The sequence below is a fragment of the Picosynechococcus sp. PCC 73109 genome (assembly GCF_001521855.1).
Lineage (GTDB): Bacteria > Cyanobacteriota > Cyanobacteriia > Cyanobacteriales > MRBY01 > MRBY01.
The window spans coordinates 2,640,867-2,661,749 of record NZ_CP013998.1 but is presented as its reverse complement, the minus strand read 5'-3'; the positions used below and the strand labels follow the sequence as shown (position 1 = coordinate 2,661,749).

Genomic DNA, 20,883 nt, shown 5'->3' with positions numbered 1-20,883 from the left:
CGCCTTCTGGAGGCCATGATGCAATTACTTCAAATCGTCTAATTTAATGCGGGGATCAGCAAACTTTAACATCAAATCTGCCAGGAGATTCCCCACAATGAGCATGGTTGCACTCATCATCAGGGCCGCCATGACTAAATACAAATCCTGGGATTGCACCGCTTGTAACGTCAAAGTTCCCAGGCCCGGCCAGTTAAAGAAAAATTCAGAAATAAACGAGCCACTCAACAGACTGGCAAATTCAAAGCCAAGCAGGGTAATGAGGGGATTAATCGCATTGCGGAGGGCGTGGACATAGATCACACGATTTTCTGGTAAGCCCTTGGCCCGCGCCGTTTGGATATAATCTTGCCGCAACACATCCAAGAGTTGACCCCGGGTCAGCCGTTGCAGCCCCGCAAAGCCCGTTAAGCTCAAGGCAATAGTGGGCAGGATCATGTGCCAACCGATATCGAGAATTTTGCCGTACCAGGGGAGATCCACGAAATTAATACTGGTCATGCCCCCCACCGGGAGTAATGGGGAAACCTGTTGGGCCACCATCAGTAAGGCGAGGGCCGTAATAAAGCTGGGCAAACCCTGGCCGAGGTAACTAATCACCCGCAAAAATTTATCGAGGACAGTATTTTGCTTCACGGCACTGAGAATCCCTAAAGGAATGGCGATCGCCCAGGTACCGATAATTGACGTGAGCGCCAGGAGTAGGGTGGCGGGCATCCGTTCTAGGAGCAGCTCATGGACAGGCCGGAAGGATTCAAAACTAATGCCAAAATCAAAGTAGCGCACCACCCGCCATAGCCAGCGGCCATATTGGGTCAGAATCGGTTGATCGAGGCCGAAACGACTTTGGAGGTCTAGGAGCGTCTCCTCGGTCATCTTCGGGTTCTGCCGGAGGGCATCAAGGTAATCCCCTGGAGCCAATTGGATAATCACAAAGCTCAGGATCGAAGCCAAAAATAGGGTAAAAATCGCCTGGAGTAGGCGCTTTAAGATATAAAAAATCGTTTCTCGGTCAAAGATCGTTAGGGGATTACGAATGCTCATTGGGGGTTAAATCGGGTGTTCCAAATCCTGCCTAGTATTGTATGAGGGAAAGCACGGGGGCGTCTGGCAGGCGATCGCGGCCCTTAAGATCTAGGAGTTCGACGATAAACACAAAACCAATGATGTCACAGCCAATTTTTGTAAGCAGTTCTGCGGTGGCTTTGGCGGTGCCTCCGGTGGCGATCAGGTCATCGACGATGACAATTTTGTCCCCAGACCCCACGGCATCCTGGTGAATTTCAAGGGTGTCGGTGCCGTATTCAAGTTCGTATTCAACGGTGTGGACGGCGGCGGGGAGTTTGCCGGGTTTACGCACGGGCACAAAACCAGCATTGAGGTTATAGGCGAGGGTCGGCCCAAAGATAAACCCCCTAGACTCCATCCCCACCACATGATCGGGTTTGAGGTTGGCTTCAAGGCAGAGTTGCACTAGGGCATCCATGGTGTAGCGCATGCCTTCGGGGTGGTTGAGGAGGGTAGTAATGTCGCGGAAGAGAATGCCGGGCTTGGGGAAATCGGGGATGTCACGAATCAGGGATTTTAGATCCATAGTTTTTAGAGCGGTTTAACAGGAATAAAAGGCGATCGCCCCTCATCTTAGCGAGTTCTGGCGCGTAAACATCACTGGCGGCCAGCTTATTTTCATGATTTTCAAAAGACTTCCGTGTGACTAGCCAAGAGCCAACATAGCCCGATCAGAAAGCCGAAAAAGGAAAAAAATAAAAAGAGAGCGGCGATCGCCCCGTGATTGGGTTGGTGAAATTTGCCATAGAGCTTCTGTTTGACGGGTCGGTTTTGGCGCAAATGCTGTTTAACAATTGCTGGAATATCGGCTTGTTGCACATGGGCATACCACACCTCATCGGGCAGCACGCGCACCAGGGGGCCATTGCCACATTCCCCAAAACAACCAGCCTGTCGCACTTCAACATCCGCCGGCGCTTGGGCTTGGAAGGCGGCCAAAATCGCCGTTGAACCCTGTTTTGGACAGGTATGGTGACAACAGATCAACACTGTACGGGTCATGTCGTTTGCTCAGTCGAACTCTGCTCCCATGCTAATCAAAACCCCCTACCAATTGCGGCAGAGGGTCATCATCTTGAACTGAAAATATTGTTTTGCCGTTGTCTAGTGATCGGCGATCGCCACTCCAACCAGCTCGCTGTCTACTTGGGCAACGACCTGTTCTGTAGGATGATTTGCCGCTTGCAACATCGGTGTACTGGTGACAGATTGATCCGCAATCACAAACAACGGATTCGAGAGAATCCCCGCCAAAGACGTGATAATCACCGACAGCACCAGACCCACTTGTAAAGGTTTCATCCCCACAGCCGTCCAAGTGACCGCTGGATAATTGCGCACAGAATCAGACATTTCCTGGGGTTCCTTGACCACCATCATCTTAATCACGCGGATGTAGTAGTAGATCGAAATCACACTGGTGATCAAACCCAACAGCACTAAGCCATAGAGGCCCGCTTGCCAGCCTGCCCAGAACAGATAAATTTTCCCGAAGAACCCAGCTAATGGCGGAATGCCCCCAAGGGAGAGTAGGCAAACACTGAGGCCGAGGGTTAGTAACGGATCTTTTTGGTAAAGTCCTGCGTACTCCGCGATTTGGTCTGTGCCCGTCCGGAGAGAGAAAAGAATCACACAGGTAAATGCACCGAGGTTCATGAACAAATACACCAGCAGATAGAAAATTACGCTGGAATAGCCCGCATCAGTCCCCGCAACGAGGCCAATCATCACAAAACCCGCCTGGGCAATGGAAGAATAGGCCAACATCCGCTTCATGCTGGTTTGCGCCAGGGCCACCACGTTCCCCAAGACCATACTGAGGATCGCCAAAGCTGTGAAAATGAAGTGCCATTCTTCGCTCACGGGGTTAAAGACAGTCACCAATAAACGGATCGCCAGGGCGAAACCAGCGGCCTTGGAACCCACCGAGAGAAACGCAACAACGGGGGTAGGCGAACCTTCGTAAACGTCAGGCGTCCATTGGTGGAAGGGCACCGCTGAAATCTTGAAGGCGATCCCGGCGATCGCAAAGACCAGGGCGATCGCCAACGCAAGAGACTGGCCCCCCTGGGGATCCGTAAATCCAAGGGCAATCTCACTGAGAATTGTCTTGCCACCCGATAGGCCGTAGAGCAAAGACACACCGTAGAGGAAAATCGCCGAACTCGCGGCCCCAATTAACAAATACTTGAGGGCGGCCTCATTGGAACGGGGGTCTCGCTTCATGTAGCCCGTCAGTAGATAAGACGAGATACTAAGCATTTCGAGGGAGACAAAAATCATCACCAACTCATTCGCCCCAGAGAGGAACATCCCCCCCAGGGTGGCCGTGAGCAAGATGCAGATAAATTCAGAGAGGGCGGTGCCGGAACGTTCCACATAGCGCACCGACATCATGATCGTGAAGGCCGTAGACAGGACAATGATGCCCCGGAATAAAATACTGAGGTTATCGCTGTTAAATGCCCCCAAAAAGGCAACGGGATGGGGATTATCCCAACCGAGGTACAAGGCGAATACTGACCCCAACAGTCCGGCGATCGCCGCGTAGGGAATCCAACCCGAACGAGCGCGTCCGACAATTAAATCCCCCACCAAAACAACGATGAGGGTCAAAATAACGATACTTTCCGGCAGAATTGCCCCAGTGTACAACTGGCTTGCCACAGTGCTTGAAAAATCCATCTTTGCTCTTCGGCTTAGTGAACCAACTTCCAGTGAACTACCCCACCACAGACGGGCAGAGCTTCCTGATTCGACAGCAATGGCCTCTAGATCTCAGTCGTTCTTTTGGTCTTACATTGCCTCCACAGGCAGGCGTCCGGGTTCCCCAGACCCAATACTTTCTCTTGCGACACGACCCGCTGGGCTTAAATTTGCGCTGCGGGATGCAGTGGTCAAGATGTATCAACCCATGGTACGCCCCAAAGGACGGGGATTTCAACCCGTTGCCGTGCAACAAAACCTTAAAAACAGGGTAAACGCCTGAATTCCCGGTTCTATCCCGGAGACTTAGAAAAATTTAATCCTTGACGAAACAGGGGCTTATGGGCCATTGATTAGATATGTAAGGTATATCAGAAGCCTAAACACCTAAACCCTCACTTTTTTGACAGCCCATGTCTACCCTTGTCATCGTTGAATCCCCGACCAAAGCCCGTACCATTCGGAACTATCTACCGAAGGGATATCATGTGACGGCATCCATGGGCCATATCCGCGATTTACCCTCCTCTGCCGAGGAAATCCCCAAGGAACAAAAAGGGCAGCCCTGGTCTCAGCTTGGGGTCAATGTGGAAAATAACTTCGCACCCCTCTACATCGTGCCGAAGAAAAAAAAGAAAGTTGTCACCGAACTCAAGCAAGCCCTCAAAGAAGCCGATGAGTTAATCCTGGCAACGGACGAAGACCGCGAAGGGGAAAGTATTAGCTGGCATTTGCTCGAAGTGCTCAAGCCCAAGGTGCCGATTAAACGGATGGTCTTCCATGAAATCACCCAAGAGGCGATCCAAAAAGCTTTAACCAATTGCCGGGAAATTGACGAAAACCTCGTTCATGCCCAGGAAACCCGCCGGATTTTAGACCGTTTGGTGGGCTACACCCTCTCGCCCTTACTCTGGCGCAAAATTGCCAAGGGCCTCTCGGCGGGACGGGTACAATCGGTGTCTGTACGCTTGTTGGTGCAACGGGAACGGGAACGGCAGGCCTTTCAGTCGGCCAATTATTGGGACCTCAAGGCAGAATTACTCCAGAAGAAATCAAAATTTGAGGCCAAGCTGATCACCCTCGGCGGCAAGAAATTAGCGTCCGGGAGTGACTTTGATGCGGCCACGGGGAAACTCAGCAAAGGGAAAAAAGTTGTTGTCCTCTCCCAAGCAGAGGCGATCGCCCTCAAGGAGCGTTTACAAGATCAACCCTGGACGGTCAGCAAAACCGAAGAAAAACCCAGTACCCGCCGCCCGTCGCCCCCCTTTACCACCTCTACCCTGCAACAGGAAGCCAACCGCAAACTCGGTATTTCGGCGCGGGATACCATGCGTACCGCCCAGAAGCTCTACGAAGAGGGCTACATTACCTACATGCGGACGGACTCGGTGCATCTTTCCGAACAGGCGATCGCCGCGGCGCGTAGTTGTGTTGAAGAAAAATACGGCAAAGAATACCTCAGCCCCAAGGTGCGCCAATACAAAACGAAAAGTAAAGGTGCCCAGGAAGCCCACGAAGCAATCCGGCCTGCGGGCAACAGCTTTCGCACGCCCCAGGAAACGGGTCTCAGTGGTCGAGAGTTAGCCCTCTATGACCTCATTTGGAAACGCACCGTCGCCTGTCAGATGGCCGATGCTCGTCTCACGCAACTGTCTGTCATTCTCAAGGTCGATGATGCCGAGTTCCGTTCTGCTGGTAAACGCATTGATTTTCCGGGCTTTTTCCGGGCCTATGTGGAAGGCTCTGATGATCCCGATGCTGCCCTCGAAAACCAAGAAGTGGTGCTTCCCGATCTCAAGGAAGGCGACCAACCCACCTGCAAAAAACTAGAAGAAGTCGATCACAATACTCAACCCCCGGCCCGTTATACCGAGGCCAGTTTGGTCAAAGCCCTTGAAAGCAAAGGCATTGGTCGCCCCAGCACCTACGCCACAATTATCGGCACCATCGTTGATCGCGGTTATGTGCAAATTCGCGATAAAGCCTTGACCCCCACCTTTACAGCCTTTGCGGTGACGGCCCTTCTGGAGGAACATTTCCCCAATCTGGTGGATACAGATTTCACCTCCCAAATGGAACAAACCCTCGATGAGATTGCCACCGGCAAAGCCCAATGGTTGCCTTATCTAAAAAATTTCTACCTCGGAGATGATGGCCTGGGTACCCAAGTAAAAGTGCGCGAGGAAAATATTGATCCGGCCACCGCGAAGGCGATCGCCATCGAAAACCTCCCCGTGAAAGTCAAAATTGGTCGCTTTGGCCCCTACATTGAAGCTGCTAACGGCGAAGAAACGATCACTGCATCCCTACCAGCGGACTTAACCCCCGCTGATCTCGATCCGGAGCAGGTTGAAACAATCCTCAAACAAAAAACCGAAGGCCCCGAACAATTGGGGACGCACCCTGAAACAGGCGATCCCATCTATTTACTTGTGGGTAGCTATGGCCCCTATGTTCAACTAGGCGAAGTCACTGAAGAGAAGAAAAAGCCCAAGCGTGCTTCCCTCCCCAAAACCGTTAAGCCTGAAGAGCTCACCCTACAGATGGCTGTGGATCTACTGGCATTACCGCGCCTATTGGGAGAACACCCCGAAACCAACAAACCCGTTAAAGTGGGTCTCGGTCGCTTTGGCCCCTATGTTGTTCATGACCAAGGGAAAGAAGGTAAAGATTATCGGTCTCTTAAAAAAGAAGACAATCTTTTTACGATCGATTTTGAACGGGCCATGGAACTGTTAGCGCAACCAAAGCGTTCCCGTGGCCGGGGCAAAACAAAGACGCCCCTGAAGGAACTGGGGAAACATCCCGCTGATAACGAACCAGTCAATGTTTATGAAGGCCCTTATGGTATCTACGTGAATCACCTAAAAGTGAATGCAGGTTTGCCAGAAGGAGAAACCGTAGAAACAATTACCCTCGAAAAGGCCCTCGAACTAATCGCCGAAAAAGCGGGTAGCAAAGCAACCAAGAAGCGTTCGACAACAAAAAAGAAAACAACAGCAAAAAAAACCACCAGCCGTAAAACAAAAACTTCTTCATGAGCCATAGCAAGCGTCGGTGGGAAGATTGGGGCCAAACCCTTGGCGATCGCCAAATTATCTTAGGTTTAAGCCTAGCGGCCCTTTTTTTGTTTTGCCTGAATCTGGGAAATATGCCCATCCGGGATTGGGATGAAGGCACCAGGGCACTGGTGGCGCGGGAAATTTTCCGTACCGGCAACTGGTTGCATCCCACCCAATTCGGCGATCCTTACCTGCTGAAACCCCCCTTAATGGATTGGCTCGTGGCCAGTAGCTATACCCTCGGTGGCGTGAATGAATGGACAAGTCGCTTACCGGGGGCTCTCGGCAGTGCCCTGGGAGTGCCTCTCCTCTACTGCCTCGGACGGCAATTATTCCAGGGGCGATCGCCTGCCCTGTGGAGTGCCTTGGTCTATCTCACCCTCTTACCTATGGTACGCCATGGTCGTCTGCTGATGCTTGATGGTCTGGTTTTAACGGCCCTCATCTTCAGTCTCTGGTGTTTACTCAAGGCGCAAAAATCCCCCATCTGGGGACTGGGCTTCGGTCTGGGCTTGGGTATCATTGCCTTTGTCAAGGGGTTATTAATGCTTCCCCTGGGGGCGATCGCCCTGTTGTTTGTGATTTGGGATCGCCGCTGGTTTATTTTTAAAAATTCCTATATTTGGCTGGGGTTGGGTCTCGGCGCTTGCCCGGTGCTTCTCTGGTATGGGGCGCAAATTCAGCATTATGGTGCGACTTTTATTCAGGTTCATTTTTTCAATCAAGGGTTTGACCGGGTCGCCAGTACCGTTGAAAGTCACCAAGAGCCCCCCTGGTTTTATTTATTAGAAATAGCCAAATACACGGCCCCTTGGTTATTTTTTCTACCCCAAAGTTATCAATATATTTGGCAGACCCGCCAAATATCCAGCAGCAAATTAATTTTGACGGGCAGCATCTTTTATCTGGGTTTAATTTCTGCGATGGGGACAAAATTGCCCTGGTATGTGATGCCGGTTTACCCGTTTTTGGCCCTTGCGCTGGGACATTACTTAGCGAAATTCTGGGATGCACCACCACGCAAGGCGATGTTTCTGCGGGGGCTATTTGGGTTGTTGGCGATCGCCGCTTTGGGGGGAGGTATTTATCTCTACTTCACAGATCCCCAGATTCCCTTAATTTTAATGGCCTTGACCCTAGGGGGGATGTTTGCCGTGACTACCTGGCTTTGGCCCCGGCCCCAGGCTCTTTATATTTTGGTGGGAGGAATGTATTGCGGTTTAGCTCTGCTGTTTTGCTCCCAGGCTTGGGTCTGGGAAATTAACGAAGCTTTTCCGGTCAAACCCATTGCCGCCATTATTCGGGCGGAAACCCCAGCCGATGCGATTATTTTCACCACCTTCGATTACAGTCGGCCCAGCTTAGATTTCTATGGCGATCGCCCTGTGCGTCCCCAGCCCCTCGAAGCGCCCGTTGGCGAGCAATATTGGCTCATTCACCAAGATTTGTTGACAGAACAACCGGCCCTAAAAGAAGCATTGCCTCCCTTTGAACTGCTGGGACGAGCCTCAGGATTTAACCTGGTGCATTTTTTCCCGGACTAAAGGAGGCGATTGAGCGATAATTCGGTTGTGTTGGGCGCTAAATTGGCTTTAAAAAATATTGAAAGAATCAACTTCTAAGGCTTTTGACCCGCCTTCCCGGAGAATGGCAAAGACTCGCTCCAATTGTTTCCATAAAAGACCTACAGTGCCGATAGTTAAAGGTAAAGACAAGCTGTAGGCAAACCAAGCGGGGATAAAAAAGACTTCTAAACCACTGGCGAGAAAAATACTCATGCCCATACCAATGCCAAATAGGGGGAGCTGTAAATCAATGGTGGATAACTGTTTGCGAATATCGTCGTTATTGGCAACAATCCCCCGTGCTTTGAGCTTCAGGGTACTCTGGAACGCAAAGCCGCTGGTTAGGGCAATAAACAAGCCAAGGCCTACCAACAAAAACGGCGGCTGCGGAATGTAGTAGTAATAATATTCTTCCATGGATTTTTTAACAAAACTTTATTAACTAGCCTTCATTATGACCGAGATTGGGCGAAACTCGGCAAAACAGACGTTAAACGCTCACCGGAAAATTGGCGGAGGTTTGACCAGGCGGCCCCCAGTAATTTTTGGGGTTGAAATTCGTCTTTCAGAAGCGCCCAGAGTCGTTGTACTTCTTCGGTGTGGAGTCGATCGTCTTCCGTTAAGGCCAGGAGGATCATCCGCCGAATTTCTGCACCCTCTTCGGACATTAGATACTGGAAACCCATTTGGGCCGTGGGTAAAATATCAAACTGATTATCGGCCTGGGCGATCGCCAACATATTTTCGAGGCGATGCCATTGGAACTTGCCGTCTTTAAAGAGTACTTCTAGAAGCTTGCGGCGTAGCTCTGGGGTTTCGGCGGTTAGCAAGCGTCGGGAAACATAAGGATAGGAAATTTCGACGATCTTGAAATCCGGATTCAGACTTAGGGCCAATCCCTCCTGGGTCACAAGGGAGCGAATAATCAGCGCAAACTTGGCCGGCACCCGGAACGGATATTCGTACATCAGCGCCGAAAATTCATCGGTAATCGTCTTAAAGTTAAAATCACCAACACTTTCCCCCACCGCTTTCCCCAATACTTTTTCTAGGGCCGGAATAATCGGACGGATATCTGTTTTAGGGGCGAGGAAACCCAATTCCACAAAATCCTTCGCCAGAGTTTGATAATCCTGATTAATCAGCTGGACAACGGAACTAGCAATGGTCTCTTTGGTGGTGTTATCCAACTGATCCATCATGCCGAAATCAATGTAGGCCATGCGTCCGTCAAGGGTGGCAAACAGATTACCTGGGTGGGGATCAGCATGGAAGAAACCATGTTCAAGCAATTGTCGCAGTCCCGTGGTTACGCCAATTTCAATAATTTTGTCAGGGTCTAGGCCAGCGGCGCGGATGCGGTCTAATTCGTTGAGCTTATAACCTTGAATCCATTCCAGAGTGAGAAGGCGATGGCTTGTATATTCCCAATAAATGGCAGGGACTTTAACGGTGGGATCGTCGCGAAAATTAGCGGCAAATTTCTCGGCGTTGCGACCTTCGTTAATGTAATCAATTTCTTCAAAAAGCTTGGTGCCAAATTCATCAACAATTAACGTCAAGTCATGGCCCAAGTTGAGCGGAAGATAGGGGGCAAACAGGCTTGCCCCTAGACGCATCAGGTACAAATCAAGGGTCAGCAGCGGGAGTAATTTGGGACGTTGTACCTTAACGGCAACTTCTTCGCCACTATACAAACGTGCCCGATAGACCTGGGCGAGGCTGGCTGCCGCGACGGGATGGGGGGAAATTTCTTGGTAAATGTCATCGACGGGACGACCGAGATCTTTTTCAATAATCGCAAAGGCAATCTCATTATCAAAAGAAGGCAGTTGATCCTGGAGCTTGATTAATTCTTCGAGAAAGTCGGGACGAATCAAGTCTGGCCGGGTTGAAAGGGCTTGCCCCACTTTGATAAATGTCGGCCCCAAGCGGGTTAGAATTTCACGCAGTTCATTGGCGCGACGGGCCCGGGTTTCGGGGTCTTCTTCGCGTTTACTATCTAGCCACAATTTGAAGGAAAACCACCCAAATAACCAAATAATCGTAAAGGCCCGCCACAGGGATTGCCAGGGTCGCCAACGGTAATGTTTGGCGATCGCCTTGGCGTCATAGCGGGTCAAGGTGGTAGAACCAAGTTTGTGGTCGGGGGCAACGGAAGGATACTGGGTCACAGTGGTTTCGCCGTCAATGAATTGTGTGGTTTTGTAAAGTAAATCACACTATATTGTATCGAAATTTTTCGCAGCGACACCAAACCAAGTCTGCATCGGGGATCAAGCACAGCCATTTTCTCGCCCAATTAAGGGGATTGGCGCGGGGTGATTTGGGTGGCAAGGGCTTGGAGGAGGGCAAAACGATCATCTGTTGCAGGTGGTTTAGGAGACGGCTCGGTGGGCACTGATGAAGGGGTTAATTTTTGTAAAGCAACCTGGGCTGCAGCTTTTTGGGCTTGCTTCTTCGAGGCCGCTTGACCCCGGCCCCATTCCTGTCCTTGGAGATAAACCGCCACCGTAAAAGTTTTTGCATGGTCGGCCCCGGATTCATCTAGGGTTTTGTATTTCGGGATTTCACCGTGGTTTGCTAAGGCCCACTCCTGCAATTGGCCTTTGAAATTTTGGGCGAGGGGATCACTTGGTTGTTGCACGAGGCGATCGGCCACGGGAATGACTAAGGTTTCAACAAAAGCGATCGCCGCTTCAATCCCCGCATCTAGAAAGTAAGCCCCGACGACCGCCTCAAAGGTATTACTTAAAATTTCTGGGTTTTGCCTGGCCCCTTCCTTTTCGGCCCCTTTGCCGAGGCGCAAGATCTGATCGAGACCCAAGGCCTGGGCAAATTCAGCCAGTTGGTGGCGATTATTTTCTAAACTGGCCCGCAGTCGGCTCAGTTCCCCTTCCTGAAAGTCAGGATAACGCTCATACAGCAGCTTTCCCATGATGAACTTGAGCACCGCATCGCCTAAAAATTCCAGGCGCTCATTGTCTTGGATTGTCTCTGGTTGTTCGTTGGCAAAGGAGCGGTGGGTCAACGCCTGTAACAGAAGAGGCGATCGCCGAAAGGGAGGCAAGCTTGTCATGGTTAAGCGAAACTTTATAATGTTCAGAGAGTAAATAAACCTAGCGTCAAACCATCTAAAAGCCAATCACTGCAACTCATAAGCAACGGTGATTCAGGAGATTGGAAAAACGCAATGCACAAACAAACCATCTCACCCCATCACCAGATTTAATTTAAATAAGCATAACGGAAGACCTGCGGATCCATGACAAGAATTGAAACTCGTACCGAACCTATGGTGATTAACATGGGGCCTCACCACCCCTCCATGCACGGCGTATTACGCTTGATCGTCACCCTTGACGGGGAAGACGTCGTTGATTGCGAACCCGTCATCGGCTATCTGCACCGGGGTATGGAAAAAATTGCCGAAAATCGCACCAATGTCATGTATGTCCCCTATGTGAGTCGTTGGGACTACGCCGCAGGGATGTTTAACGAAGCGATCACCGTTAATGCCCCCGAAAAACTCGCCGATATCGAAGTGCCGAAGCGCGCCCAATATATCCGCGTGATCATGCTGGAGCTGAACCGCATTGCCAATCACCTCCTTTGGCTTGGCCCCTTCCTCGCGGATGTCGGTGCCCAGACGCCTTTCTTCTACATCTTCCGGGAACGGGAAATGATCTATGACCTGTGGGAAGCCGCCACCGGAATGCGCCTAATCAACAACAACTATTTCCGCATTGGTGGTGTAGCCGTCGATCTGCCCTACGGTTGGAACGATAAATGTTTAGATTTTTGCGATTATTTCGATCCCAAAGTCGATGAATACGAAAAACTAATCACCAATAACCCCATTTTCCGCCGCCGGGTAGAAGGGGTCGGCACGATCACCCGCGATGAAGCGATCAACTGGAGTTTGTCAGGGCCGATGCTGCGGGCTTCTGGGGTGAAGTGGGATCTGCGCAAAGTAGACCACTACGAATGCTATGACGATTTTGACTGGGATGTGCAGTGGGAAACTGCAGGGGACTGCTTTGCCCGTTATCTGGTGCGGATCCGGGAAATGCGCGAGTCAGTGAAAATTATTCGCCAAGCCCTGAAAGGAATGCCCGGTGGTGCCTACGAAAACCTCGAAGCCAAGCGGATGTTAGAAGGGAAAAAATCCGAATGGAACGACTTCGATTACCAATACATCGCGAAAAAAGTTGCGCCGACCTTTAAAATTCCTGACGGTGAACATTATGTCCGTCTCGAAAGTGGCAAAGGCGAAGTGGGAATTTTCATCCAGGGCAATAACAATGTGTTCCCCTGGCGCTGGAAAATTCGTTCGGCGGACTTCAATAACCTCCAAATCTTGCCCCACCTGCTAAAGGGCGTGAAAGTGGCGGACATTATGGCAATTCTCGGTAGCATTGACGTGATTATGGGTTCCGTTGACCGTTAATTGTTCTGAGTGAGAAATGTGAAAGAGGGCTATGGCGGCTCTCTTTTTTTGTTTGCGGTATTTAATAGTTTTGAAAATTTGGAGAACGAAAAAAAATGGCGATCGCCCCGTTAGAAAGTTTAGAATTTGCCAACTGCCCACCGGAGACCGCGCAATATTTGGTGGTGATGCTCCACGGTTGGGGGGCCAACTACCATGACCTCAAGCCCTTGGCCCGGATGCTGGATCTTCCCCACTGTCACTTTCTTTTCCCCAATGCACCTTTTCCCCATTTCCAAAGTCCCCAGGGGCGGGCTTGGTATGCCCTGGAACGGGAAGATTTTCAGGGTTTGCCAGAGGCGCGCGATCGCCTTTTTCAGTGGCTGCAAATCCTACCAGAAAATACGGGCATTCCTCCGGAACGAACCGCGATGATTGGCTTTTCCCAGGGAGGCGCGATGACTCTCGATGTCGGTTTACAGTTCAATTTTGCGGCCCTTTGTAGTTGCAGCGGCTATCTCCATTACGAACCCCAAAGACGGCCAGGGGATTTTTCGCCGACGTTACTAATTCACGGCACCCAAGATCCCGTGGTGCCGATCCAAGCAGCCCACCAAGCCAAAACCCAACTGGATCAAGTGGGCGTCCCCCTCGACTATTTTGAATTTTCTGGGGGCCACGAAATTCCGGCGATCGCCTTGGCCCGAATATCTCAGTTTCTAAACCAGCATTTGCTTCAGAAGGAAACCTAATTTTGTTTACTGCTTTCGACGGGAATTTTACTGTCCTGGGGCGTGCCTACCCCTGCTACAGCTTCAGTTTGGGAAAACCAAGCGGCAATTTTTTCCCGTTGGTTAATTAAATAAATGCTCACCAGGGTCAAGCCCACCCCAACCCATTGCAGGGGACTCAATTTTTCGTTGAGGAGGACATTGCCGAAAATTAGAGCAAAAACAGGGGTGAGGAACGTCAGGGCGCTAAGACTGGTTAAATTCCCCTCGGACGCCAGGTAGAAAAATAAACCATAGGCGATCGCACTGCCAAAAATCGTTGCATAGGCCAAGGCCCACCAGCCTGACGTGCTAATAAATTGCCATTGCAGGGTTTCTAGTTGATCCGAAGCGATAAAAAGTGGAATGCCGCCGAGAATCATGTGCCAGCCCGTTGCCATCACCGGATCCGCATGGCGACTGACATAACGGATCAAAATCGTGCCCACTGCCATCGATAGGGAAGCTCCCAGCATCAACACTTCACCACTGATCCCCAGGTTTTCCCACTGAAAAAAAGAAAGATCTCCCTGGAACAGCGCCAAAATCCACGCATCAGGAATGCCAATTAAGCTAATCCCCAAAATCCCAAAACCTAACCCTAGCCAACCCCAGAGGCCGATCACTTCCCCAAATAGCCAGCTGGATAAAAGGGCCACGGCGAGGGGTTGCGAATCAATCATCACGGAACCCAATCCTGCTCCTGTTTTCACGAGTCCCTCTGCTAAAAAGCCCTGGAACATGAGGCCATCGACTAGGGCAAAGAGGCCAATCCAGAGCCAACCCTGCCAAGAAATGTGGCGATCGCGTCCCGATAGGAGTCCGAACAGCAACACCAATAATCCCGCTGGCACTAAGCGCAACCCTCCTAGAAAAAGAGGTGTGGTTTGGGGGATCACGCCCTTCATTGCGACCATGGCCGTACCCCACAGGAAAAAGGGCGCAATCAGTACCAAGGGAAATTGACTAAAGTTCGACTTCGAGAGATTGAGGGCCATAAATTCAGGGCAACTATAAAGACTCGCGGTAATGTGTAGTAATGTTAAGCATAGGGGAAATTTATAATTTTTGTTGTTCTTTCCCGTACAGTCCCCCCGCCACTGGCCCCCAAAACTTGCCCACTACCGCCGAAAAAACCACGGTAAAACCCAGCGGATCAGTTAGCATAGGGGATTAGTGCCCTCAACGTCTAATCTGCAGGGCCTGCTAACATTTCATTATTTATTTTTGACAAATCCCTATGGTGTGGCCGTTTCCTCCGAAAACCCGTAAACAAGTTGCGCGTATTGAAATCACCGGGGCGATCGCCGCTGATACCCGAAAACGAGTCCTGAAAGCCCTCGAAGAAGTCGAAGAGAAAAAATATCCGGCCCTGCTGTTGCGGATCGATTCCCCTGGGGGCACCGTGGGCGACTCCCAAGAAATTTATTACGCCCTCAAAAAACTCCAGGAAAAAACAAAGATTGTCGCCAGCTTCGGCAATATTTCGGCTTCCGGGGGCGTTTACATCGGCATGGGAGCGCAGCACATCGTTGCAAATCCAGGGACAATTACAGGCAGCATCGGCGTTATTTTGCGGGGCAATAACCTAGAGCGGCTCCTCGAAAAGGTTGGTGTCTCTTTTAAGGTGATTAAGTCTGGCCCCTACAAGGATATTTTGTCCTTTGACCGGGAGTTGACCGAGGCGGAAGAAAATATTCTCCAGGAAATGATCGACGTCAGCTATGGCCAATTTGTCAAAACCGTCGCCGAGGCCCGCAATCTGGATGTAGAAACAGTGAAAACCTTTGCCGATGGTCGCATTTTTACCGGAGAGCAAGCGCAGGAACTTGGTGTCGTTGATCGTCTCGGCACCGAAGAAGATGCACGCATTTGGGCCGCAAAATTAGCGGGCTTAGATCCAGATAAGGCAGAATGTCGCACCATTGAGGAACCCAAACCCCTGATTACTCGCCTTTTGAGTCGCAATCAACTGAGTTCGCCCGTGGGGAACGCCCTTAATTGGGTAGAATTTGAACTGGCAACGGCGGGACAACCCCTGTGGCTCTATCGACCCTAATTTCGAAAATTTTTGATGCTTGAGGCGGAGGAAACCAACGTGGACTGGAAGGTGCGGGCTATTCGAGGCGCAATTACAGCAACGGCCAATACCAAGGAGGCGATCGCCGATGCGGTGCGGGAACTACTCGATGACATTGAAGTCCGCAACCAACTAGACCCCGAAGAAATTATCAGTGTGGTGTTCACTGCCACTGCCGATTTGGACGCTATTTTTCCGGCGGCGATCGCCCGGCAACGACCCAACTGGGATAATGTGCCCCTCCTCGATGTGCAGCAAATGGCTGTCCAAGGGAGCCTGGAGTGTTGTATTCGCGTCTTAATTCACCTCAATACCCCCAAACCCCAGGCGGAGATTTACCATTCTTACCTGCGCCACGCCCAAAACCTCCGCCCCGATTGGCACCTCGCCCAAATTGCGAGCCGTTAATCTCCAGTAACACCGCCCGCCAAGGATAGAATAGAGGCTATTGATTTTTGTACGTTTCCTAAATAAAAAAGTCCTATGGCAGTTGCAGCACCCCGCAAAACCGAGTATGAAGCGATTATTGGGCTCGAAACCCATTGTCAGCTCAATACCGCCAGCAAAATTTTTTGTCATTGTTCTACTAAATTTGACAGCGACCCCAACAGCAACGTTTGTCCCGTCTGCCTAGGCTATCCCGGAGTTTTGCCCGTTTTAAACGAAAAAGTGCTTGAATCGGCGGTGAAAATGGGCCTGGCTCTCAAGGCAAAAATCAGCCCTTACAGCAAATTTGACCGGAAACAATATTTTTACCCTGACCTACCCAAAAACTATCAAATCTCCCAATTCGATCTGCCCATTGTTGAGCATGGTCACCTAGAAATTGAAATCGCCGACAAACCCAGTGACCCCCCCGTCAAAAAAACCATTGGCGTGACCCGCCTCCACATGGAAGAAGACGCCGGAAAATTAGTCCATGCTGGGAGCGATCGCCTCGCGGGTTCTACCTATTCCAAAGTGGATTTTAATCGTACCGGGATTCCGCTCCTGGAGATTGTCTCAGAACCCGATATTCGTTCTGGCAAAGAAGCCGCTGAATACGCCCAGGAATTGCGCCGCCTCGTCCGCTATCTCGGCATCGGCGATGGCAACATGCAAGAAGGCTCTCTCCGCTGTGACGTAAATATTTCCATTCGTCCTGTCGGCCAAGAAGAATTCGGCACCAAAGTCGAAATCAAAAATATGAACTCTTTCAGTGCGATCCAAAAGGCGATCGACTACGAAATCGAGCGACAAATCAAAGCCGTCGAAACAGGGGAACCCATTTACCAAGAAACGCGCCTCTGGGATGAAAGTAGCCAGCGCACCTTTAGTATGCGGAAAAAAGAAGGCTCCAGCGATTACCGTTATTTTCCAGAGCCAGACCTGCCCCCCATTGAAGTGACCCCAGCACAACTAGAAAAATGGGCTGCCGAACTCCCCGAAACCCCCGCCCAAAAGCGAGAGCGCTACGAAACCGAGTATGGTCTGTCTTCCTATGACACGAGGGTTTTAACCGACGACCGCGACGTAGCTGAATACTTTGAAGCGGCTGTGGCGGCTGGGGCAGATCCCAAACAAGTGACCAACTGGGTGACCCAAGACATCGCTGCCCACCTGAATAAAAATGTCGGTCTAACGATTGTTGAGCTTCCCCTAAAGGCAACGCAATTAGCTGAACTCGTCAATTTAATTCACGATGGCACCATTAGCGGCAAAATTGCCAAAGAAATTCTCCCGGAACTGTTGGAGCAAGGCGGTTCGCCCAAGGCAATTGTTGATAGTCGCGGCTTGACCCAAATTTCAGACACAGGTGCCCTAGAGGCCATGGTAGACGAAGTTTTGGCTGCCAATCCTGAGAAAGTAGAACAATTCCGCACCGGAAAAACAAAGCTACAAGGCTTTTTTGTGGGGCAACTGATGAAAAAAACTAGCGGCCGTGCTGATCCGAAACTGCTCAACCAAATCCTGGCCCAGAAACTGCGTGGTTAGAAATTTTCTTGGGGTGAGGGGATTGTCCCCCCAGGTAGACTGGGCTATATTAAAGATAGTAGATGCACCCTGATGATTGGGGGAGTCACAAGGTGGCTCTCCTTTTTTTGTCGGTTAGAGAAATTAGCCTTTAACAGATGTCGGCATCGCTCAGGTATTGCTGCATCTGTTCTAGGGAAAGATTTTGTTCGAGGAAAATAGGCTGGTTTGGATTGTAGGGACTTTGGAGACGATCAATCCTGAGAATTGGCATTTCTGCTAGAACTGGGTTATCGGGATTATAGTCTGTTGGCTGCATCAAAGAACTAGAAAAGCCTTTAAAAATAATAATTTGGTCTTCTATTTCCCCGTGGCCGAGGTGAAGTAGCAGCACTTCATGGGCATACTTACGGGTATAGGCTTCGAGGTGTTTGGCTAAACGGGAAAAATCTGTACTTTGGTGTGTCATGGTGATGATAGGAACAGAATAAATGACTTAGTATTGAGTATTAGTGTAGGCAATCACTGCGGTTTGTTTGTCAATTAATATTGCAGTGGTGTTTCTATTTTGAAGCTTAAGGGTTATGCGATGACAAATGCCAACTTGCCCCCGGAAATTCCGATTCGCAATTTTGATGCAGCGAAGCAAACAACCCTTTTCCAGACCCTCAAAATGCCCCAGTTTACGGGTCGCTTGATCTTGACGGACCCGCGATCGCATCAATGGTCTTTTTTCTTGTATTTTGGTCGTCTGGTCTATGCTTCGGGGGGAACCCACTCGGTACGGCGTTGGCGGCGTCATCTGACGGCTCAAATGCCCCACATCGCGGCCAATACGCAACTATTGCAACAGGGTTTATCGGCCATTACATCCCAGGCGATTAAACTGCATTGGGAATATGATTTGATTCAAACTTGGCATGGGCAACAACGGATTACGCGGGATCAAATTCGTCGCATGATTGAGGCGATCGCCACCGAGATTTTTTTTGAAGTCAGCCAGAGTACGCAAGTCACCTACCATTTCGACCCCGTCACAGAGCAGCAGGAAGATCCGCTGATTTTAATTGACCCAGCCCAAAGTATTTTGCGAGCTTGGCGACTCTTTGAACGGTGGAATAATCTAGAGATTGCCCACCTGTCGCCCCAGGTTGCCCCTGTTATTGTTAAACCAGATCTGTTACAGGCACGCTCTTCGGAAGCCAATTACCAGTTACTAACAAGTTTGGTCACAGGACGGCGAACCTTTTGGGATTTATCGATCCGTCTCAAACAGGATGTGCCCCAGGTCGCCCGACTCTTGGTGCCCTACATGAAGTTAGGGTTTATTGATGTCAAGATGTTAGATGATCTGTCGTCACCGCTGACGAATGCTCCCCCCCAGCCGACGGCTTCAAAGCCAGTGATTGCTGAGAATCAGCCACTCATCGCCTATCTAAGCTTAGACTCCAAACAACATCAGCACCTCCGTCAAATCCTCAAGCAACAGCGTTATCGTTATTTGGCGATCGCCGATCTCACCAAGGCACTGCCGGATCTCTTAACAGAAAAACCAAACTTAATTCTTTTAGATCTAGAGCTTGATGGCAACACAAATGGCCTTGAATTTTGCACCCAATTGAAAAAACTATCACTATTTCGTCAAACACCAGTCTTGCTCATGACCGATAATAATCGTCTTTTTGATCGCGTTAAAGGGCGCTTAACTGGGGTCACAGACTTTATTTCAAAGACAAGTACACCAGACGAATTACTTAAAGCACTACAAAAATATCTCCGCTAGGATTAGTGCTTTTGACCTGCTGAAATAAAAAAACCTCCCCAAGCTTTTCAAGGAGAGATTACAAAATATTAGTTCAACAATGTAAGGCTTAATTAAAAGATTAGATACCACGCTTCACAGCAATATTGGCTTTTTCAAATTCTGTCGCTAAACGTGTTTTTAATTTTTCAGGTAAAGGGCGACTACCAAAGGAACTGTAGTAACCAGCCAAAGCATTCAATGCAGTTTGCATGGTAGTGAAAGAACGCAACCCAGAGGTTTTCGGGTCACGACGATAGCGGGACATGTATTCATTCATTTGCAAGCGGGCCGCTGCCTGCACTTCGCTGCGGTTAGGGGCATCGGCAGGTAGTTGAATGGCTTCAGTCAGATTTTCGACGACGAGCAAAGTATCATCTACATATTTCCCGGTTAGGCCACTGGCGCTGGTGCCGCTACAGGCTGTTAGTCCGGTTACGCTCACCATAATCACCAGGGCGATCGCCACAAGGCGAGATAAAAATTTCTTTAACATAGTTTTTCGGTATAAAAAAGCACGCTTAGAACTAACTGTTATCCTACCGCGAAAATTTAGCCTTGTCTGCGTTGCAGTTTGGTATAGGTTTTGAAAATTATTGCTCTTCCGGCAAAATATCAACATAAAGACTGACAAGGCGATAGCGACCATCGATTTGGGCATAGGCAAGGTTAAATGCGGTATTGGGATTGGTCGGAAATGCGCCTCTCATGCGTAAAATACCTTGTTCATCAAGGGTGGGTTGTTCAGAAAAAACAGGTTCCAGCTGGGTGATCACCGCAATGTTTGAATCTCGACGACGCATTGGCGCAAAAACATCGGCTAAATTTGTTAGGCTAAATTGGGCTTGAAAAGCAGGTGCGGCTAATTCTTTCAATACACTGTAATTTCCGGTGAGGTTGGCATTATTAACCGCAATTAATGTGCTTTTAAGGAGAGACAATAATAAAAGGCGATCGCCTTCAGTCTGTACAGCAGGACGTAAATTTGTCTGGGTTTCTGTCTGGGCATAGGCAGGGGCCAGGGGCATCACGTTAAATAATCCAGCGATCGTAAGTCCCGTAACACTAGAGATAAGCTTCATTGAAAACTTTTTCATTGCGATAAATTTTGAAAATATTGACAAAAACAATAGCCCCAGTTTCCGCCGATAACAAGTATCAGGAGAACCAAGGGCTATAAGGATTGATAAGAGATATGAGCTTGAGTGGTTACTTCACTTAAGTTATGGCCTAGTTTTTAACTATGCTCTTAGAAACTGAAGCCAAGACCTGCACCAGCAGCGAAGCTATCAGTAGTAAGACCAAAACCAGCGCTCGCTTTGAAAGTAACGGCGGTTCCGGTACTGTTGGGATCAGTAAAGAGAAACTTACCAGAGGTCTCAGTACAGGACAAAAACTTGAAAAGGATAGAGGGAGAGGGTTTGATAGGAATTAGAAGATAACCAAGCA

The 20,883-nt window shown here is 49.8% G+C and carries 19 protein-coding genes; 8 read left to right on the top strand and 11 right to left on the bottom strand.

Features of this window, described 5'->3' with window-relative positions; all coding sequences use genetic code 11:
* Positions 1-24: 24 nt before the first annotated feature.
* The 4 genes from AWQ23_RS12725 to AWQ23_RS12710 form a co-directional block, all read right to left on the bottom strand.
* The gene (locus tag AWQ23_RS12725) at positions 25-1,044 is read right to left on the bottom strand and encodes an ABC transporter permease (RefSeq protein ID WP_030007783.1); all 1,020 of its coding nucleotides are present in this window, start codon (positions 1,042-1,044) and stop codon (positions 25-27) included.
* Between the two features lie 31 nt (positions 1,045-1,075).
* Complete coding sequence (locus tag AWQ23_RS12720) at positions 1,076-1,594, bottom strand: adenine phosphoribosyltransferase (protein ID WP_030007782.1); 519 nt, start codon at positions 1,592-1,594, stop codon at positions 1,076-1,078.
* A gap of 101 nt (positions 1,595-1,695) precedes the next feature.
* Complete coding sequence (locus tag AWQ23_RS12715; RefSeq protein ID WP_012308143.1) at positions 1,696-2,070, bottom strand: ferredoxin; 375 nt, start codon at positions 2,068-2,070, stop codon at positions 1,696-1,698.
* A 102-nt stretch (positions 2,071-2,172) separates the two neighbouring features.
* Positions 2,173-3,753, bottom strand: a complete 1,581-nt coding sequence (locus tag AWQ23_RS12710) for an NAD(P)H-quinone oxidoreductase subunit N (RefSeq protein ID WP_062435973.1) — start codon at positions 3,751-3,753, stop codon at positions 2,173-2,175.
* A gap of 434 nt (positions 3,754-4,187) precedes the next feature.
* On the opposite strand from AWQ23_RS12710, the gene topA reads away from it, so the two are divergent.
* Positions 4,188-6,815, top strand: a complete 2,628-nt coding sequence (gene topA / locus AWQ23_RS12705) for a type I DNA topoisomerase (protein WP_062435971.1) — start codon at positions 4,188-4,190, stop codon at positions 6,813-6,815.
* A complete protein-coding gene (locus AWQ23_RS12700; RefSeq protein WP_062435969.1) occupies positions 6,812-8,380 on the top strand; it encodes a glycosyltransferase family 39 protein in 1,569 nt (522 codons plus the stop codon). Before topA ends, AWQ23_RS12700 begins: the two co-directional genes overlap by 4 nt.
* Before the next feature lie 48 nt (positions 8,381-8,428).
* Here AWQ23_RS12700 and AWQ23_RS12695 read toward each other — a convergent pair whose 3' ends face one another.
* The 3 genes from AWQ23_RS12695 to rnc form a co-directional block, all read right to left on the bottom strand.
* Positions 8,429-8,818, bottom strand: a complete 390-nt coding sequence (locus tag AWQ23_RS12695; RefSeq protein ID WP_030007777.1) for a hypothetical protein — start codon at positions 8,816-8,818, stop codon at positions 8,429-8,431.
* A 35-nt stretch (positions 8,819-8,853) separates the two neighbouring features.
* The gene (locus AWQ23_RS12690) at positions 8,854-10,575 is read right to left on the bottom strand and encodes an AarF/ABC1/UbiB kinase family protein (RefSeq protein ID WP_062435967.1); all 1,722 of its coding nucleotides are present in this window, start codon (positions 10,573-10,575) and stop codon (positions 8,854-8,856) included.
* 128 nt (positions 10,576-10,703) lie between these two features.
* Positions 10,704-11,480 (bottom strand): ribonuclease III, encoded by a 777-nt coding sequence (gene rnc, locus AWQ23_RS12685; RefSeq protein WP_062435965.1) that lies wholly within the window; start codon positions 11,478-11,480, stop codon positions 10,704-10,706.
* Between the two features lie 186 nt (positions 11,481-11,666).
* Between rnc and AWQ23_RS12680 the strand changes: the two genes are divergently transcribed.
* Together AWQ23_RS12680 and AWQ23_RS12675 are read left to right on the top strand one after the other, a co-directional pair.
* On the top strand, positions 11,667-12,851 hold the full coding sequence (locus AWQ23_RS12680) for an NAD(P)H-quinone oxidoreductase subunit H (protein WP_012308136.1): 1,185 nt from the start codon (positions 11,667-11,669) through the stop codon (positions 12,849-12,851).
* A 95-nt stretch (positions 12,852-12,946) separates the two neighbouring features.
* Positions 12,947-13,582 (top strand): alpha/beta hydrolase, encoded by a 636-nt coding sequence (locus AWQ23_RS12675; protein WP_062435963.1) that lies wholly within the window; start codon positions 12,947-12,949, stop codon positions 13,580-13,582.
* On the opposite strand, the gene AWQ23_RS12670 is transcribed toward AWQ23_RS12675, so the two are convergent.
* Positions 13,579-14,598: a DMT family transporter gene (locus AWQ23_RS12670; RefSeq protein ID WP_062435961.1), complete on the bottom strand. Its 1,020-nt coding sequence runs from the start codon at positions 14,596-14,598 to the stop codon at positions 13,579-13,581. The two genes, AWQ23_RS12675 and AWQ23_RS12670, sit on opposite strands and share 4 nt — an antisense overlap.
* A gap of 242 nt (positions 14,599-14,840) precedes the next feature.
* On the opposite strand from AWQ23_RS12670, the gene sppA reads away from it, so the two are divergent.
* The 3 genes from sppA (at position 14,841) to gatB (ending at position 17,654) form a co-directional block, all read left to right on the top strand.
* Positions 14,841-15,659 carry a signal peptide peptidase SppA gene (gene sppA, locus AWQ23_RS12665; protein ID WP_012308133.1) on the top strand — a complete coding sequence of 273 codons (819 nt, stop codon included), beginning with the start codon at positions 14,841-14,843 and terminating at the stop codon, positions 15,657-15,659.
* Positions 15,660-15,674: 15 nt separating this feature from the next.
* Positions 15,675-16,088, top strand: a complete 414-nt coding sequence (gene aroH, locus AWQ23_RS12660; RefSeq protein ID WP_062435959.1) for a chorismate mutase — start codon at positions 15,675-15,677, stop codon at positions 16,086-16,088.
* Positions 16,089-16,163: 75 nt separating this feature from the next.
* On the top strand, positions 16,164-17,654 hold the full coding sequence (gene gatB, locus AWQ23_RS12655) for an Asp-tRNA(Asn)/Glu-tRNA(Gln) amidotransferase subunit GatB (RefSeq protein WP_062435957.1): 1,491 nt from the start codon (positions 16,164-16,166) through the stop codon (positions 17,652-17,654).
* Positions 17,655-17,784: 130 nt separating this feature from the next.
* On the opposite strand, the gene AWQ23_RS12650 is transcribed toward gatB, so the two are convergent.
* Entirely contained in the window at positions 17,785-18,102 is a 318-nt protein-coding gene (locus tag AWQ23_RS12650; protein ID WP_012308130.1) for a hypothetical protein, read from the bottom strand.
* Between the two features lie 120 nt (positions 18,103-18,222).
* Between AWQ23_RS12650 and AWQ23_RS12645 the strand changes: the two genes are divergently transcribed.
* Positions 18,223-19,416, top strand: coding sequence for a response regulator (locus AWQ23_RS12645; RefSeq protein WP_062435955.1), 1,194 nt, complete (start codon positions 18,223-18,225; stop codon positions 19,414-19,416).
* Between the two features lie 100 nt (positions 19,417-19,516).
* On the opposite strand, the gene psb27 is transcribed toward AWQ23_RS12645, so the two are convergent.
* Both psb27 and AWQ23_RS12635 read right to left on the bottom strand, forming a co-directional pair.
* On the bottom strand, positions 19,517-20,056 hold the full coding sequence (gene psb27 / locus AWQ23_RS12640; protein ID WP_071884935.1) for a photosystem II protein Psb27: 540 nt from the start codon (positions 20,054-20,056) through the stop codon (positions 19,517-19,519).
* Positions 20,028-20,516: a hypothetical protein gene (locus tag AWQ23_RS12635; RefSeq protein WP_062435953.1), complete on the bottom strand. Its 489-nt coding sequence runs from the start codon at positions 20,514-20,516 to the stop codon at positions 20,028-20,030. Before AWQ23_RS12635 ends, psb27 begins: the two co-directional genes overlap by 29 nt.
* Between the last annotated feature and the right edge of the window lie 367 nt (positions 20,517-20,883).